The sequence below is a fragment of the [Mycobacterium] stephanolepidis genome, assembly GCF_002356335.1.
Lineage (GTDB): Bacteria > Actinomycetota > Actinomycetes > Mycobacteriales > Mycobacteriaceae > Mycobacterium > Mycobacterium stephanolepidis.
In genome coordinates this window covers 4127141-4143151 of sequence record NZ_AP018165.1, presented here as the reverse complement: position 1 = coordinate 4143151, position 16011 = coordinate 4127141, and the positions used below count along the sequence as shown (strand labels likewise).

The 16011-nt window shown below is 61.2% G+C and carries 15 protein-coding genes and 1 pseudogene; 5 read left to right on the top strand and 11 right to left on the bottom strand.

The window, feature by feature from the left end; genetic code table 11:
* Positions 1-538: pseudogene (locus tag MSTE_RS20740) on the top strand (SRPBCC family protein).
* A 3-nt stretch (positions 539-541) separates the two neighbouring features.
* Here MSTE_RS20740 and MSTE_RS20735 read toward each other — a convergent pair.
* From MSTE_RS20735 to MSTE_RS20685, 11 genes are all read right to left on the bottom strand, one after another.
* Entirely contained in the window at positions 542-1351 is an 810-nt protein-coding gene (locus MSTE_RS20735; RefSeq protein ID WP_096504034.1) for a hypothetical protein, read from the bottom strand.
* A gap of 3 nt (positions 1352-1354) precedes the next feature.
* The gene (locus MSTE_RS20730; protein ID WP_096504032.1) at positions 1355-2155 is read right to left on the bottom strand and encodes a hypothetical protein; all 801 of its coding nucleotides are present in this window, start codon (positions 2153-2155) and stop codon (positions 1355-1357) included.
* The gene (locus MSTE_RS20725; RefSeq protein ID WP_096504030.1) at positions 2152-3228 is read right to left on the bottom strand and encodes an MlaD family protein; all 1077 of its coding nucleotides are present in this window, start codon (positions 3226-3228) and stop codon (positions 2152-2154) included. The genes MSTE_RS20730 and MSTE_RS20725 overlap by 4 nt, the downstream gene beginning before the upstream one ends.
* Entirely contained in the window at positions 3225-4259 is a 1035-nt protein-coding gene (locus tag MSTE_RS20720) for an MlaD family protein (protein WP_096504028.1), read from the bottom strand. The genes MSTE_RS20725 and MSTE_RS20720 overlap by 4 nt, the downstream gene beginning before the upstream one ends.
* The gene (locus tag MSTE_RS20715) at positions 4256-5503 is read right to left on the bottom strand and encodes an MlaD family protein (RefSeq protein ID WP_162291480.1); all 1248 of its coding nucleotides are present in this window, start codon (positions 5501-5503) and stop codon (positions 4256-4258) included. Before MSTE_RS20715 ends, MSTE_RS20720 begins: the two co-directional genes overlap by 4 nt.
* Positions 5504-5511: 8 nt before the next feature.
* Positions 5512-6540 carry an MCE family protein gene (locus MSTE_RS20710; RefSeq protein WP_162291479.1) on the bottom strand — a complete coding sequence of 343 codons (1029 nt, stop codon included), beginning with the start codon at positions 6538-6540 and terminating at the stop codon, positions 5512-5514.
* On the bottom strand, positions 6531-7544 hold the full coding sequence (locus MSTE_RS20705) for an MlaD family protein (protein ID WP_096504024.1): 1014 nt from the start codon (positions 7542-7544) through the stop codon (positions 6531-6533). The genes MSTE_RS20710 and MSTE_RS20705 overlap by 10 nt, the downstream gene beginning before the upstream one ends.
* Positions 7541-8602 (bottom strand): MlaD family protein, encoded by a 1062-nt coding sequence (locus MSTE_RS20700; protein WP_096504022.1) that lies wholly within the window; start codon positions 8600-8602, stop codon positions 7541-7543. Before MSTE_RS20700 ends, MSTE_RS20705 begins: the two co-directional genes overlap by 4 nt.
* 3 nt (positions 8603-8605) lie before the next feature.
* Positions 8606-9484, bottom strand: coding sequence for an ABC transporter permease (locus MSTE_RS20695; RefSeq protein WP_096504020.1), 879 nt, complete (start codon positions 9482-9484; stop codon positions 8606-8608).
* A 2-nt stretch (positions 9485-9486) separates the two neighbouring features.
* Positions 9487-10449: an MlaE family ABC transporter permease gene (locus tag MSTE_RS20690; RefSeq protein ID WP_096504018.1), complete on the bottom strand. Its 963-nt coding sequence runs from the start codon at positions 10447-10449 to the stop codon at positions 9487-9489.
* A gap of 349 nt (positions 10450-10798) precedes the next feature.
* Positions 10799-11458, bottom strand: a complete 660-nt coding sequence (locus MSTE_RS20685; RefSeq protein ID WP_096504016.1) for a TetR/AcrR family transcriptional regulator — start codon at positions 11456-11458, stop codon at positions 10799-10801.
* A 291-nt stretch (positions 11459-11749) separates the two neighbouring features.
* On the opposite strand from MSTE_RS20685, the gene MSTE_RS20680 reads away from it, so the two are divergent.
* The 4 genes from MSTE_RS20680 to MSTE_RS20665 all read left to right on the top strand — a co-directional run bounded on the left by MSTE_RS20680 (position 11750) and on the right by MSTE_RS20665 (position 16003).
* Positions 11750-12445 (top strand): TetR/AcrR family transcriptional regulator, encoded by a 696-nt coding sequence (locus MSTE_RS20680; RefSeq protein WP_162291478.1) that lies wholly within the window; start codon positions 11750-11752, stop codon positions 12443-12445.
* Between the two features lie 185 nt (positions 12446-12630).
* Positions 12631-13485 carry a metal-dependent hydrolase gene (locus tag MSTE_RS20675; protein ID WP_096504012.1) on the top strand — a complete coding sequence of 285 codons (855 nt, stop codon included), beginning with the start codon at positions 12631-12633 and terminating at the stop codon, positions 13483-13485.
* 29 nt (positions 13486-13514) lie between these two features.
* A complete protein-coding gene (locus tag MSTE_RS20670) occupies positions 13515-15086 on the top strand; it encodes a flavin-containing monooxygenase (RefSeq protein ID WP_096504010.1) in 1572 nt (523 codons plus the stop codon).
* Positions 15083-16003, top strand: a complete 921-nt coding sequence (locus tag MSTE_RS20665) for an SDR family NAD(P)-dependent oxidoreductase (RefSeq protein WP_096504008.1) — start codon at positions 15083-15085, stop codon at positions 16001-16003. Before MSTE_RS20670 ends, MSTE_RS20665 begins: the two co-directional genes overlap by 4 nt.
* The last annotated feature ends 8 nt before the right edge of the window (positions 16004-16011 follow it).

The following is a 16011-nucleotide window of genomic DNA, read 5'->3' as shown; positions in this document are numbered from 1 at the left end:
ATGCTCGCCCCCAAGTATCGGATCCCGATGTCGGACGATTCCGCGTTCGAATCGGCAGCCGTCGTGTTGCGCACCTCCCACGCCTTCGATGCGCCACGTGGTCAGGTGTGGGCGGTTCTGGACAGTGACCATGCCTGGTCGTGGCTGTCTTTCGGGTGCGGCGTGCGCTACGACGAACCGCGCCGGCGAGTGGGCATGGAGCGAGAGATGGGCACCGTGTCGGCACCGCGGCGGTTCCTGTGGATCCAGCGAGAGAGATTCTGGCGGTATGAGGCGCCGCACCGATTCGCCTACTCGGCGGTGGCGGGAACCCGGCCCCTGTTGCAGCTATGGGCCGAGGACTACGTGCTGACCAGCACTCCCGACGGATGCACCGTCGATTGGACTGTTGCGATAACCCCGCGTTTCGTTTCCGGGTTGCCCTTGCGCTGGCTCCAGCCCCTCCTACGGGTGGTGTTCGCGTGGGGTTTCCGGGCCGGGTGTGCGGTCGCTCATCGCGCTCCTGGAAGACACGGACATATCCCGGGATGCGGTGTAGGGCTTAGCGGCCCTGCACTCGTCTATTGGTTTCCACGCGCTCGGCATCCGGCCAAATCGACTTGGCCGCAGGAGAATCACAGAATACCGGCGAATCCTGCCAGTCCATGTCGATGGCGCCCAGGCCGGACTGCTTATGCACCATGCAGCTTGCGGCGAGCACCTTGCGGGTATTCAGGTCGACCTCTTCGGCGGTCATCGTGAGCGTGATGATGTGGGTGTAACCGGCCGCGGTGGGCAGGTAGAAATCCAGGTCGCGGCTGGAGAACGCGCCGCTGTTGACCACGATGTACCCGTCGCCACTGGGGTAGACGGCCTGCCCGAACATCTGGACCCGCTCGAAGTGGGTGGTGTTCTTCTCGGCTCGCCATACGGAAAATCGGGTGTTGACAGCACCATTCATGACCCGGGTCGATATCGGGATGATCATCTCGTCGCGACCGTCTCCGTCGATGTCCTGCAGACCGGCAGGCGAGGGGCTTGACGGCTCCAGTAGCTCGTTCACTTCTTGCAGCCTGTTACCGGCGGCGTCTTTGATGGTTACCCGGGCTGACAGCGGCGGATAGTCTGGTGCGTCGTTGTTGTCGGGATGCGGGCGCCAATACTCCACATCGAAGGTGATTCCGGTGCCGTCGGCCGCAGACAGCCGGCAATCTGTATGTGCTCTAGGGCTTTCCGGGACGATTACGGTCGCTCTGCTCGGACATGGCGGCAAAGCAGCTCGTGCCACGGCCACGGGGTGGACCGTCTGCGCCGAAACCAGCAGGGCGGCAGCGGCTATACCCGCACCCAGACCACCTATGTGCCGGGACATCGCCTACTTCTGACCGGGGAGCGTGGGCAGCGGCGGAAGGGCGGGCGCTGGCGCCTTACCGGGTGCCGTCTCGTCGGGAAGCAGCTTCTGGTCGCCGGGGTGCATGATGGTGCCGGTCGAGTTGGCGTTCTTGGGGCCGATATCGGTCACCTGCCAGCTGTCGCCATCCTTCTTGACCGTGATCTGCAGAACCAGGGTGGTTGCCCGCGGTTCCGGGTTCTGTACGTTCCGGGTGGTCTGCCGGGTGGTGACCACCACCTGGTAGATGCCATTCTGCTGGGCAACGGCATCCGCGGCGATGACCTCGCCCTTGGATGTCACCTGGGCTTGCAGCATGATGGCCTTGAGTAGCTTCTCGGCATCGCTGTACTTGTTCTTGAGCGGTTCTGCCGCGTTCTCTTTGACGTTCTTGAAGAAGCCGTCGGGGTCTTCGAAGCTATAGGTGAGCGATTTCATCGCATACGCCGACGCCGCGTCGGTGGCCGCGGTGCGTTCGGTGTCGCCGGCGCGCGTGGCGGCGAGGGCATCGGACAACTTCTGATACTGCCAGCCGCCGAGGACCGCGCCCACGATTCCCAACGCGAGCAGACCGAAGGTGATCCACTTCCAGATATTGGGAGCGCTATCGCTTTCGGCTGGATCCGCTTCTTGTTCAACGGCCTTGGCCCGCTTTACCCGCTTGGCTTTCGGTTCCGCGTCAGATTCGGTCTCGGCGGAATCGGTGGTGGACTTGGTCTCCGATTCCGCGAGTTCATCGGGATCTGCGTCATCGAGGGTGAGTGTGCGATCGTCGATGTCGGTCATGATCCGGGCCTTCCTGCTGTTGCCGTTTGTGGTGCCGATGTGGGTTTGGGGGCGGGTGGAGTGGCAGCCGACTGCGATGGCGGCGTTGACCCGGGCCGGGGTGTGTCGGGCTGTGGCCATTCGGGCACCCCGAGATGGATGCGTAGTCCGCCTTGGTTGTTGAAGGTGGAGTCCCAGAAGTCCAGCCAGTGACCGGCGTCCAGTTTGACGTCGCGCAGCGGGGCGGCGATGGGTTCGAGGACCGTCGCGAATTCCGACATAGGTTCGGACAGTGCGTTGATGTAGTCGAAGAGTTTTTCGACCAGATCCGTCAGGGGCTTCCCATCGCCCATGCCTGCTTCGACGAGCGGTTCGAGCTTTTCGATGACCTTCACCAGGGATGCCAGACCGTCCAGGCTGCCCGGAATGGTCGTGGCGGACTGCTTCAAGATATCGCCGGCGCGGATCTCACCGAGTCCGTTGGTCAGGGTTGACGTGTTGCCGATGACCTCGGCTAGGTAATGCTTGTCGTCCTTGACCATTTGTGCGAATAGCCTTGCCGAGATGGCCAACTGATCGATGGTCTTGGTGTTGTCGACGAATCCGGCCGCCACGTTGTTGAGCGTGATTTCCAGGTCGTCGGCGTTCATGGCCTGCATCAGTGCGTTGCCCTTTTGCAGTAGATCACTCACGGTGTAAACCGGTGCTGCCTTCGACGCCGGGATCACGGCTCCGTCGCTGTAGTAGGGGGGTTCGATGCGAGCGGGTTTGAACTCCACGTACTGCTCTCCCGCAGCGGAGAGGTTCTGGACGCTGACCTTGCTGTCGACGGGAATGGGGTAGCCGCTGTCGAGGGCCATCGAGATCGCCAACCCCGATGGGGTCGCCTGAATGTTGGTGACCCGGCCGACTTTGATTCCTCGCAGGGTGACCTGGGAGGTGGACATCAGCCCGCCGGAGCTTTCCAGCATGAGCGTCATGTGATTGGTCTTGTTGGTGGAGGCGATGTCCAGGACGCCGAAGGCCATGTAGACGGCTCCGATGAGGGAGATGATCGAGAGCACGGCGAGGGTAAATAGGACACTGAGCCTCATCGCACCAGCCCCATCGTCTGCATGTTCCGGATAACCGAGTCGGCGCGTTCCCCGGGGCTGACTCCCAATGTGCCATCGGGAGTTTGGATGTCGGTCACGGTGTACTTGGGACCGCCATCCTTGAAGAACGGGATGATCCTGTCTCGGATGGTTCGGACCATCTTGTCGCCCAGGACCGGGATGGTGGTGTCTGTGGTCGAGGCGCTGTGGATGAATGGCGTGGGATAGGACAGGATTTGCATGAGGTTGGGGTAGTCGAGGATCGGGTTCAACTGTCGCGCGAACTCGGCGCTATTGATGATCAGATCGCTAAGGTTTAGCACCACTTTGGCCAGTGAGGGCAGCTTGGTTGGGCCCTCGGCAAGCAGCCGTCGGTACGTTCCCTTATTGGCTCGGAATGACTCGCTGACGGCTTGCATGTTGGTCAGGATTTTGTTGAGGGTGTCCTGATTGTTGGACAGGTCATTGACGATTCCTGCCAGCGCGCGGTGGATTCGGTCGAGCTCCTCCGGCGGGGGGAAGGAGCTGTTCATGTTCGCGACGGTGGTTTGCATGGTGTTGAGGCTGCCTCCGCCGATGAGGTTTGACATGGACCGCATGAGATCTTCGACGTTGGCAGCAGGGACGGTGTTGGACAGGGCGATGGTGTCGCCGTCCTTAAGATGTGTCGGGGCAGGATCGGTGGGCGAGATCATGGCGATGTAGATGTCGCCGAGCACGGTGGCTTGTCGGAGTTCGGCCTTGACGTTCCGCGGGAACTTCGCGCCGCCGTCGATGTCGACGTATACGACGGGGGTCGTGCCTTTGAGCTCCACCCGGTCCAACAGGCCTACCTGCACGCCGCCCGAGTCGACCTTCGCCCGTCCGGGCAGATTGAGCACGCTGGAGAATTCGATCTTGAGGCGGTAGGTGTTCTTGGGTATGTACGAGCCGGGCATCGGCATCTTGGTGGGATCCAACGCCCCCGTGGAACACGCCGGGACTACCGCGAATGCCGCGGCGAACAGGAGGATCAGTACGCGTCGAATCATGACAGTGCTGTCCCCATGATCAGATTCGTCAAACCGAGGGTCACGGGGTCCGAGGCGGTGCCCGGTGCACATGCCGCCTGGGAACCGGGGGTGTTGCGGTCGCGCAGGTTCTGGCAGATGGTGCTGGCCTGCTCGGGTGAGATGGCAACGCGCGGAGGAACATAGGTGACACCGTGGGTCTTCGTGTTCGGCAGATAGATGTCATCGGCCAGCCAATTGATCACCGGTGGCAAGGTGTTGAAGAACGTGAGGATATGCGGGGTGTAGGCGTTGAGGATGTCGCGTATCCAGGGCACCAGCTTGTCGAAGACGTTCTTGTAGAGCCGGCCTGCAGCACGTTGCACCATGCCGTTCAGTGTTGGAAGGAGTGCCGTCAGGTAGCCGAGGCCGACCGAGAAGTTCTCCGAAATGCCTGCGATCAGACGGGCGGTATCGGGTAGCGAGGTCACCACACCCGCGAACTCGTTCCAGTATTGCAGCCAGTTCGAGGTAACGATTGCGCTGTTCTCGAACAGCTGCCGGTAGTCGGCGTCGGCTTTGTAGGGATCGCCCACCATCGTGGTGAGGTTGTTGAGCATCTCCTTGAACCCGGGGCCCACGCCGTCGAGTGATCTGGCCGCTCCCTTGAGGGTCTTGTTGAGTGCCTGCACGCCGGGCGAGTTCGAGGGATCCTGCCCGGGCGCTGCTTGCATCAGCGTGTCGGCGAGTTCGCCTATGGCGGAGAACGACTCGGTGACGGTCACCGGTGTTCTGGTGTTCGCTGTCGGGATGCATTGGTCACCGGCGAATTTGGGCCCCTCACTCCATGATCGGGTGAGTTCGATACTGCGGTTGGTGATCACCGATTGCGAATAGCTGGCTGCGCCCACATCGGCAGGCAGCTCCATGTCTTGCGGAATTTCGAAGTCGACCTCAACGTGGTCGGGCTTGTTGGTGACCGCGGTCACCGTGCCGATCTCGACACCGAGAAGCAGAACTTTGTTGCCTTTGTACAACCCGGACCCGTCGCGGAAATTCGCGCAGAGAGCTCGGGTGTCGTCCAGGAACGGAATGTGGGCATTCCCCAGGTAGGGCATCACCACGTTCTTGGCAGCGGGAAATACGCTGCGAGCAAAGAACATCCCGGTGATGGCCAGCACCGCGACGACTACCACACCGACGGCGTTCACCAGGCCCGCGCGCGCGGCGGGGCGCATACCCGCAAGACGGGTCCGAATGCTGCTAACAAACGTTGGCTGTGTCATCGAGGGCCTCAACAGAACCTGAAGAAGTGCGGTAGGCAAACGTCTTGCCCTGGGATCACCCGGTCATTCTCGTTGATGGTGATGCCGTTGCCGCTGAGCATGGGCAGGACGATACCAACGAGTTGGCCCCACTGTTCGGCGGCTTTGCCGAGCTTCTCGGGGTATTTGGTCAGGGTGTCGACGATGTCATCGAGCCCGTTGAGCATGGGCTCGTAATCGCGGGCGTATGCCTCGAAAAATCGATTGAAAAGCCGGATGAGATCCCTTAGTAGTACGAACACTTCTATTAGGTCGGTCGTGGACTTGCTGTATTTGGCACCGAGTTTGGACAGCGTGATGACTATCCTGGCGAGTTGTTCCTTGCCTGTTTTGAAGGCCCGCAGATACTCATTGGCATAGTTCAGCGTGGCGTGAAAATCCTCGGTGGTGGGTTCAAGCGCTCTGATGAGAGTCTGGGACGACTGTAAAAAGTCGCGTAAACCATTGGGGTACTTGTCAACTGCGTTCGCAACTTCCATCAGGCTGTCGTGGATGACCTTGGCGTCCACCTTTTTCACCACAGGCGTGAACTCCTGGAACAACTCGTTGATCTCAAAGGGGATGCTCGTGCGCTCGGGCGGGATGGGTGTGCCTCCCAGCGGCGTGCTGCCTTCCGGGTAGAGGGCCAGATAGTGCCCGCCCAGGGGAGTGAGCATGCGGACGTCGGTACGCGACTCGGATCCGACCGGGACAGAGTGATTCACCGTAAAGGTGGCCTTTACCAAGGATCTGTCGATGCTCACGGTTGACACCTTGCCTACCGAGATGCCGGCGATTCGAACATCGTCGCCGGCACGCAGCCCTCCGGAGGCCCGCAGGTGCACTGCGTAGGTCTCCATGCCGTTGGTGTTAACGAAGGCCACTCCTGTTGCTGCCAATACCGAGGCGATGACCAGGGCCCCGATCAGTCCGTTGCGGCGACTGCGCTTGGCTGCCTCGTGTTCGTTGAGGATGGGATGGTTTTGCGCGAAGATCTCTCTGAGGGAGCTCACTTGCACACCACCAAATCCTGGTTGGCGAAGGAGACCTCACCGATGCCGGGCATTTTGACGATCCCGTTCTTGCATTCGAAAGCGGTTGGGGGTGCTGTCTTCTCTTCGATCAAAGCATCGCGCATGCCCTGCACAAGGTCTGGGATCAGTGATAGCCCGGCCATGATGGTTGGTGTCCCCGGAGTGGTGCGGCTGGCCAGGTCGTACAGGGGGAGCTGGGCTCCGTCCATCGTGTTCTCGATGTACCGCAGCATGCTGACCCATCCCCGCAAAATCGGCAGTGCATCCGCGCCAGCTCGGTTGAACTCGTCGGCCTTCGCCTCGAACGGCGCCAAGACATCGTTGAGGTCGTTGATCAAGTAGAACAGCTGATTTGAGGTGCCGCCCAGCTCCCTCGAGATATCGCCCAGATTCGTGATGATGGCCTGTAGAGCTGCCTGACGGTCGACCGAGAGCTTGAGCACGGCATCTATATCCCGCAGAATCGGCCCGATGCCACGTTGGTCGCCTTGGATGAGTTGCAGGATGTTCTCGGTCAGCCGGTTGAACTGAGCGGGGTCGAGCGTTTCGAATATGGGGCGAAAACCGTTGAACAGCTTGGCGATATCGAATGAGGGAATGGTCTGCCCGAGCGGTATCGTCGCGCCGGATGCCAGTGGTGCGTTAGGTGTGGGCGCTTGCGCGATTTCGACGTACCGCTGACCGACCAGGGACTGGTATCTGATCGCCACGGTGGTGTTCTGGTAGAGCGGATGGTCCGTCAGTACGTTGAACGTGACCCGCGCGTTCTTACCGTCGAGATAGATTTCTTCTACCTTGCCTACCTGTACTCCGGAGATGCGCACATCGTTGCCGATGATAAGCCCTGAGGCGTCGGTGAACAGTGCGTCGAAGCGGCGGACTGGGCCGTTCACCGGGGTGCGCAGGGCATTCACAATGATCAGGGCGAGCACCACTGCTACCGCGAGAATCGCGGTGAGGCCCGTCATGATAAGTGCAATCCGTTTCATCGCTGTCCTCCAGCGGTCGGCTCAATGGCGGATTGTCCATCGGGTGCCATCGGCAATGCCGCGGCAAGCCCGGGGGCGGTGTCCATGATCAGCTGGACGTTGAGGCGCACCTTGCCGTTGTCGATGGGGAAGGCGGAGGTGGTGCGGTCAAGCAGCCCGTTGAGTCGGTCGTAGGCCGGGGCGAGGCTGCCCAAGAAGTAGGTGAACGGAACCGCCATATCCATGATCGATCGGATAAGCGGAACCAGCCAATCGTTGTTCGCGTGCAATCCGTCGCCGGCCGCCTTTAGCAGATCCGACAGCGAACCTAGTGCGGCAGAAGCCCGTTCGGTGTTGCCCGGCCCCACTATGAGGTCGAGGCTGTCCAACAGCTTGTTGGTGGACCCGATGACGGGCACAAATTCGTTGGTGCCCTCGATCAATGAGGCCATGACCGCCAGCGTTTTGGAGAAGGGCACTGTCTGAGAATCGGTGATCATCGCGAACAGATCCCAGAAGGACTTCACGACCGGGCCGGTCAGGTCGGCGTGCCGCTCGAATGTTGCGATGATCGCGTTGAATTCGCGGCTATCCAGGATCGAGCCCAGTCGCTGACCCAGCCGGAGGAATCCGGTGATGGATGCCGCCTCGACGTCACTGCTAATCTCCAGCACCCCACCGGGTTTCAGCGGTTCGCCGACCCCGTTACTGACGAGCTCGACGGCGGCGGTGCCAAAGATGTTCGACGAGGTGAAGCGCGCCTTGGTATCGGCCGCGAGCGCCTTGGCTTGCCGGCCATCGAGGAGCACCGTCATCCGCTGCCTGTTGTACCCGGTGGTCTGCAGCGATTTGACCTTGCCAATGTTGTAGCCGCGGTACTTCACCTCGCCCCCGGGACCCATGCCCTCACCAATGGTGTTGGTGATCAGAGTGAGCTCGAAGGGATCGCCATAGCTGCCGATGCCGGATTGGTAGAGCGAGTAGCAGCTCGCGGCGACCACCAGTGCCAGGGCAAGCCCGCGCAACTTGAGCGCGCCAGGGCCTGCGGCCCGTCCGCTCGGATCTTTATAGATTGCCACCCATTACCCCGATATCTGAATTCCAGGATTGTTGCCCCAGAAGAGCAACGTGAGGAGCATGTCGAAAAGGACGATCGCTACCAGGGAGGCCCGGATGGCGCGACCGGAGGCCATCCCGACGCCCTCGGGGCCACCGCCGGCGTAATAGCCCTGATAGCACTGGATGGCGATGATGATGACGACGAACACGACGGCCTTGATCACCGAATAGAGCACGTCTATCGGATGGACGAATGAGTCGAAGTAGTGCTTGTACACGCCCTGCGACTGGTTGTGGACGAAGAACACCATGAAGGCGCAGGAGCCGTAGGCCAGCAGCAAGGTCAGTACATACAGCGGAACGATGATGATGACGCCGGCGATCACTCGGGTGGTGACCACGAACGGAATGGATCTGATGCCCTGAGCTTCCAGCGCGTCGATCTCCTCGGAAATGCGCATGGCACCGATCTCGGCGGTCATCCGGCATCCGGCCTGTGCGGCGAATCCGATGGCGGCGATCATCGGTGCCATTTCCCGGGTGTTCACGTAGGCGGAGATGAATCCGGTGAGAGATCCCATGCCCACCATGTCCAGGGTCGAAAAGCCAACGATCCCAACAGATGCGCCCACCGCGATGCCCATGAAGACCAGCACGCCGATGACCCCGCCGCCGACGATGATCGAGCCGCTGCCCCAGGTCATATCGACGAGCAGGACGCCGGTTTGTCGCCGATAGCGTTTGAGGGTCTGCGGTATCGCGGCCAGCACCAGGCCGACGAACGTGATCTGGTGGCCGAGATGTTCGGCGGAGCCGCCTGCCCCCTTGGTGAAGTTCCAGATCGACCTGGCGGCCGCGGGCAGTTCGTCGGGGAAGTACCGGGCCGGACGGGACGTTGCCATTCTCAGCCCACCTTCGACGGCATGAACATTGCGACGATCTGGGTGATCACTGTGTTGAGCACCATGACGGTGACCACGCCGATCACCACGGTGGCGTTGACGGCATCGGCGACACCTCGTGCGCCGCCCTTGGCTTCCAAACCGCGCTGGCAGGCCACGAGGATGACCACGACACCGAACAGCCAGGTCTTGAGAACCGCAACGGTGACGTCGTTGACGTTGGCGAATGCGGCGAACGAGGACAGGTAGCTGCCGGGCGTGCCGCCTTGAAAACCCACGTTGACCAGGTAGCCGGCGAAGATACCCACGAAGATGATGAAGATGCACAACAGCGGTGACACGAAGAGAATCGCCGCCAGTCGCGGGGTTACCAGGCGCTGTACGGGATTGACGCCCATGACCCGCATGGCGTCGACCTCTTCCCGGATGCTTCGGGCGCCGAGGTCGGTGGCGACGGCCGACCCGGCGGCTCCACCAAGGAGGAGGGCCGCGACGATGGGCGCGCCTTGCTGGATAACGCCCAGGCCACCGGCGGCCCCGGAGATAGACGAGGCGCCGACCTGCGAGATGATGCTGCCCGCCTGAATGGCGACGATCACACCGAATGGGATCGACACCAGGATCGCCGGAACGACCGTGACCGTCAGGATGAACCAGGACTGGATCACGGTGTCCTGCCACGGATGGCGCAGCCGGACGATGTCGCTGATAAGAAATGCGAAAGATTGCGCAACCAGATCGACATAACGTCCGAGCGTTTTCAGCATCGAATCGGTCTGGGAGATCACATATTCAGCGGGCCGCCTGATGATTCCGGGGGCGCGATCGAGTAGCTGGAACGCTCCGCAGGAGGAAGAACCGGACCCGCCGTCCACACTTGATTTGCTGTCGGATTCACCATCGGAGTCTTCGAACCAGTCCACCGGAGCGGGCTCTGCCCGCGTCTCGGCCACCACTTGACTCACGGCTGAGTTCAACAGTGGCTCCTTTGGCTTCTCATTTCGGGCCCGACCTCGACGAACAGCCCGCTTAATGGACAAATGTGTAACAGTAGGTATCTAGTACCCCAGATAACAGTCGGTGGCTTAGTGTGGTGTAGGTCATGGTCCATGTCAAGCGTGGGGTTGCCGCGATCGTCAGGTCGTAGCGTGTGCCCGCGCACGCGGGCGTGCCATGCGTCCCGGTTGAGGCGCAGTCATGACGAGGCTGTCGGAGGTCCCCCGACCCGGTCCTCTAGCAATTCACTGGTTCAGTGGTCAGTTTATTGGCTAGGGCAGAGGCTAGCGGAGGTGCCAGATCTTGGGACGCGAATTGTCAAGAATTTGCGAGTGCGGGGGGGATGGTCGTGATCGACCGCACCAGCTCGATAAACGAGTCGATGTATGCCTCGCGCGCATCGCCCGTGAGCTCGCCTCGGACGGCCTTGAGGGTGGCCGCCATCGACAACCCGGTGATGGCGTGCGCCAGGAAAGTGGCGTCGACGGCCGAGGTGATGGTGCCGTCGACGCGCGCCTGTTCGATGATGATGATGTTGACGGACTCGATGAGGTCGAGGATGCCGAACATGCGTTTGGTCATCGCCGAGTCGAGCAAGCCCTCACGCAGGATGACCTGCATAATCTCGGGGCTGTTGTCCAGCATGTCGAACAGGCGGGTGAAGACCGTGCGCAGATGCTGTTCAAAGTCACCCGCATTGCCCGACAGGTCGCTGGTGTCATTCACCGCGGCGAGCGTTCTCTGGAAGTAACTGTCGATCACCGCGTCCAGCGCATCGCGTTTGGTATCGAAGTACAGATAGAACGTGCCGCGCCCAGCGCCGGCGCGCTGGGTGATGTCGGTGATGCTGGCCTTGTGGTAGCCCTTCTCGGCGAACTCCAGTGCGGCCGCCTCGGTCAGGGTGCGCTGGCGTTCCCGTGCACGCTGTGGGTTCGGCGGGCGGCCCGGTCCTCGCCGGTCTCCGTTGGTGCTGGCCACGCGAATACAGTAACCACTCCTGGCAAATATTTTGGTAAATGCACTAACTTGCCGCCTCGCATTCGGGCGCAGTCACAACCAGCTTCATTAGCTGAACTGTATGTCGGATAAATATACCGAGGTGGGGTACAGATGGTCCATACCTCCATCTAGGGTGCGCGATCCGGTCGCGGTAACCGCATTATTTGCTGGCGGTATGGCGAGGGTTACTTGTCATGATCTGTCACGGCGAAGATCGGTCCTCCTACGTGGTGCTATGCGCCTCGGACGCCCAGCTATTCGGTCTACGATGTGGTCGTGTCAACGCAGGTGTATCCCGATCGCGGCCTTCCTGAGCTGACCGGTGATGCGCGCGTCGACCGGTGGCGTGAGCACCGTGCGAAGGTTCGCGCGGAATTGGTAGAGGCCACCCTGAACGCGATCGACGAGCTCGGTCCCGACCTCTCGATCGACGACGTCCTGAAATCCGCGGGGATATCCCGGCCCAAGCTGTATCGCTTCTTCACCGACAAGGAAGCCCTCTTCGCCGCGGTGGCGATGCGCGTCCAGGAGTTGGTTGTCGAGCGTTTGGTCTCGAACATCGACCTGTCCGTCAGTCTGCTCGAACTTTTCCGCTCAGGGCTGGCCGGCTATGTCGACCTCGTCGATGAGCGGCCCAACCTCGTGCGCTTTCTGTTGAGCGTTCAGTATGCGAATGCGACATCGCTCATCGAGAGCGGGCGCCCGTTGTCCGATGCCATTGCCCAGCTGGTGGGGTCGGTCTTCAGCTCCCGCGGCGGCAACGCCGATCACATCGAGTACGTGATCGACGCGATGCTGGCCTCCACGGGTATTGCCGTATTGCGCTGGTTCGATGAGCCGGTCATCAGCAAGGAGACCCTGGTCGACGAGCTGGTGGTTTACGTGTGGGGTGGGCTCGCCGCATCGGCCAAGGCCCGTGGCGTCGAGCTGAATCCGGACGAACCCGTCCTCGTATCTGTCGAATAGCTTCCGGCCCCGCTCTAGGGCGCCTTCTTGTGTTGTCCTGCTGGGTCGATCGCTGATCGGCCCACCGATGTGTGGGCCCATTTCATCCGCCGCGGCGTATTGCGCCTCATGCCGCCACCGTCTTATGGTGTACTCCAGGTAGTACTTCGAGTACTAGTAACTTACCGTCACAAGGGAGTGATGACATGGTGAGCACGGCTGCGGCGTACCCCAAGACCCGGCGGATCAGATTTCGTTTCGGCGATGACGGCAATGCCCACAAGTACTTCGTGGAAGACGACATCGTTTACAGCCACTTCGTCGCGGGACTCTCCGGATGCTTTCCCCCCGGTGAAGAGGGATTCATCCGTTCGGTGCGCAGGTTCTCCGACCAGATCACCGATCCGGTGCTCAAGAAGCGTGTCGCGGGATTCATCGGGCAGGAATCGGTACACGGGCAGGAGCATCGCCGCGTCAACGAGAAGCTGATCGAAATGGGCTACCCCATCGCGTGGTGGGATTCGCAGAAGCAGGTCGACCGGTTGATCCGGTTCGAGAACATGCTCCCCGCCCGCGCGCATCTGGCGTTCACTGCGATGGCCGAGCACATGACTGCGATCCTTGCCGAGCGGCTGCTGGGCAGTGATGAGGTGCAGGCCATTCCGGGCGATCCCGAGGTCTGGCATCTGCTGAACTGGCATGCGTTGGAGGAGCTGGAGCACAAGTCGGTGGCGTTCGATGTGTATCGCGCGGTTGGCGGTACCGAGACGATGCGGATCGGGCTCACGCTGGCCGCGATGACCCTCGTCCCGCCGCTGACGCTCGGCATCCTGGCGGGCTCGCTGCTGTCCGATCCGGTCGCGCGGCGTCAACCGCTTCGGCTGATGAAAGAAGCGCGGGGACTTTTCGGCGGTCCGTTGTTCAAGGGAATCCTGGGCGATGTCCGCAAGTATCTGCGATCGGGCTTTCATCCCGACGACATCAACACCGAGGAACTGCTGGACCGTTGGCAGAAAGAGCTTTTCGGGACCAAGGGCATTCTCGTCGACCATCTCAAGTAGCCCGCGACACGTCAAAGGAGACGCGAACGGTGAGCACTGCCGCACGGCATTCAACGACGGCTGAACTGGCACAGCCAGATCACGAGGTAGCGGTGATCGGCGCTGGATTCGGTGGAATCGGGACCGGTATTGCGTTGCAACGCAAAGGTATCCACGATTTTGTCATCATCGATAAATGGGACCAGGTGGGTGGCACCTGGCATGCGAACACCTATCCAGTTGTCGCGGTTGACATCCCGTCGGTGGTGTACAGCTTCTCCTATGAACAACGTGGCGATTGGTCGCGTCTGTTCGCGCCGGGGGACGAGTTGCAGCATTACGCCGATTTCATGGTGGACAAGTACGGGCTGCGCGAGAAGCTGCGATTAGGGACCAGCATCATCCGTGCGGAGTTTGACGAGCGAAACAGCCTGTGGCGATTGACTACCGATGGTGGCAAGGAGATTACCGCCAGATACTGCGTGATGGCGGTCGGCGGCTTGGAACGTCCGAAGATGCCCGATATTCCGGGAGTCGACGACTTCGCCGGGACGCTCCTGCATACCGCCCTGTGGGATCACGATGTGGCGCTTGAGGGTAAACGCGTCGCGGTGATTGGAACCGGGGCGACCTCCTTGCAGTTGGTTCCGGCCATCGTCGACGACACCAGCCATCTCACGGTATTCCAGCGCACGCCAATCTGGGTGGGGCCGAAGTTCGATCTCGAAATCGGATCGTTAGGGCGGATGGTGCTGGGAAATAGGCGCATTCGCTCTGCCATCCGATCGGTTGCGACGGTCGGCATCGAACTCGCGATGAGCGGTCAGGTGGCAGGCCCGGCGTGGCTGATCAACGCAGTTCGCCGTGCCGGCGAGGCGCCGATGCGCCGGTGGATGCGCGAGCAGGTCAATGATCCTGTCATCAGGGAGAAATTGATTCCCCAATACGGGTTGGGCTGCAAGCGTCCGTCGATGTCCAATGAGTACCTCAAGACGTTCAACCGAAGTGACGTCAGTTTGATCACCGAATCGATCGAATGCGTGACACCCGCCGGAGTGCGTACGGTGGACGGTGTTGAACACGACGTCGACGTGCTGATCTGTGCGACGGGATTCAAGCTGTGGGACAAGGGTTCGGTGCCGCCGTTCCCCGTCCTCGGGCGCGGCGGGCGAAATCTCGGCGACTTCTGGGACAAGCACCGTTTCCAGTCCTACCAAGGGGTTTCGGTACCCGGGTACCCCAATATGTTCTCCATCACCGGGCCGTATGGATTTGTTCTGGGCTCCTACCTGTGGATGATCGAGGCGACATCGGCACACTTGGCGCGGGCCATCGCCGAGACCAAGCGTCGTGGGGCCACCGTCTGTGAGATCCGGCAGGAGGCCCACGACGAATACTTCGAGAAGTGCCTGAAGCGGCAGGAGAAGAATTTCCTGTTCACCGATGTGTGTGCCGGTTCTAATACGTACTACCTGGATCAGAATGGCGACTCGCCGTTCCGGCCTACGACGCACGGCGAGATGTACTGGCAGAACCAGCATTACAACCTCGACGTGTATCGCTATTCAACGGGTTCTGTAGTTCCCGAGATCGTGGCATCGACAGTCGGCGAGAGTGCATGAGAAACAATCCGCTGGAACCCCGGTTGGTGGTGGTGACCGGAGCGGGGAGCGGCATTGGGCGAGCGACCGCGATCCGATTCGCCAAACGCGGTGCTTACGTGGTGGTTACCGACCTGGATCTGGACACCGCCAATGAGACAGTGGATCTGATCCATGAGGAGGGGCGCAACGCATCGGCTGTGCAGCTCGATGTCACCGACCCCGCCCATTGGGAGGATGTAGCGCGCTATGTGTCGATCGAGCACGGCGTGGCGGACGTGTTGGTGAACAACGCCGGAATTGTGGTCAGCGGCCCGTTCCTGAAGCTGAGCGCCGCGGACTGGGACAAACAGCTGTCCGTGAATCTGATGGGTGTGGTGCACGGGTGCCGGGTTTTCGGTGAGCAGATGGTCGCGCGCGGTGGAGGCCACATCGTCAACATTGCCTCGGCGGCGTCGTACACACCGACTGCGGTGATGGCACCGTATTCGGTGTCCAAGGCCGGGGTGAAGATGCTGACCGAATGCCTGCGGCTTGAATTGGGCCCCAAGGGTGTTGGCGTGAGTGCGGTGTGTCCCGGATTCATCAACACCAATATCGGTGTGCACGGCACCATGGTGGGCGTCGACCAGGAAATCGTCGATGCAAGCCGGCGCAGCATGCAGAGAATGCGCGATGTCACCGAGAAGCTGCCGTGGACGCCGATGAGCCCCAACCTGGTCGCGCGGGCAGTCACTCGTGCGGTCCGCCTGGACCTCGTGGTGGTTCCGGTAAAGCTCGAATCGTGGTTGGGGTACTTCCTGTCGCGGGCGTTCCCGGCCGTGAACAGGCGACTGATGGCACCGTTCGGTATCGACAGATTCGAGCGTCTGGGTGAGCGTGCGGCGGCCAAACACACTGAGCGTCAGGCTCCGGTTCTTGTCGAGAGCGTGCGGTAGGAGGCCAA

What these genes read in the sequence shown, in the direction of transcription:
- MSTE_RS20735 (WP_096504034.1), bottom strand. Translation starts at nt 1,351, where the DNA reads ATGTCCCGGCACATAGGTGGTCTGGGTGCGGGTATAGCCGCTGCCGCC.
- MSTE_RS20730 (WP_096504032.1), bottom strand. Translation starts at nt 2,155, where the DNA reads ATGACCGACATCGACGATCGCACACTCACCCTCGATGACGCAGATCCC.
- MSTE_RS20725 (WP_096504030.1), bottom strand. Translation starts at nt 3,228, where the DNA reads ATGAGGCTCAGTGTCCTATTTACCCTCGCCGTGCTCTCGATCATCTCC.
- MSTE_RS20720 (WP_096504028.1), bottom strand. Translation starts at nt 4,259, where the DNA reads ATGATTCGACGCGTACTGATCCTCCTGTTCGCCGCGGCATTCGCGGTA.
- MSTE_RS20715 (WP_162291480.1), bottom strand. Translation starts at nt 5,503, where the DNA reads ATGACACAGCCAACGTTTGTTAGCAGCATTCGGACCCGTCTTGCGGGT.
- MSTE_RS20705 (WP_096504024.1), bottom strand. Translation starts at nt 7,544, where the DNA reads ATGAAACGGATTGCACTTATCATGACGGGCCTCACCGCGATTCTCGCG.
- MSTE_RS20695 (WP_096504020.1), bottom strand. Translation starts at nt 9,484, where the DNA reads ATGGCAACGTCCCGTCCGGCCCGGTACTTCCCCGACGAACTGCCCGCG.
- MSTE_RS20675 (WP_096504012.1), top strand. Translation starts at nt 12,631, where the DNA reads ATGGTGAGCACGGCTGCGGCGTACCCCAAGACCCGGCGGATCAGATTT.
- MSTE_RS20665 (WP_096504008.1), top strand. Translation starts at nt 15,083, where the DNA reads ATGAGAAACAATCCGCTGGAACCCCGGTTGGTGGTGGTGACCGGAGCG.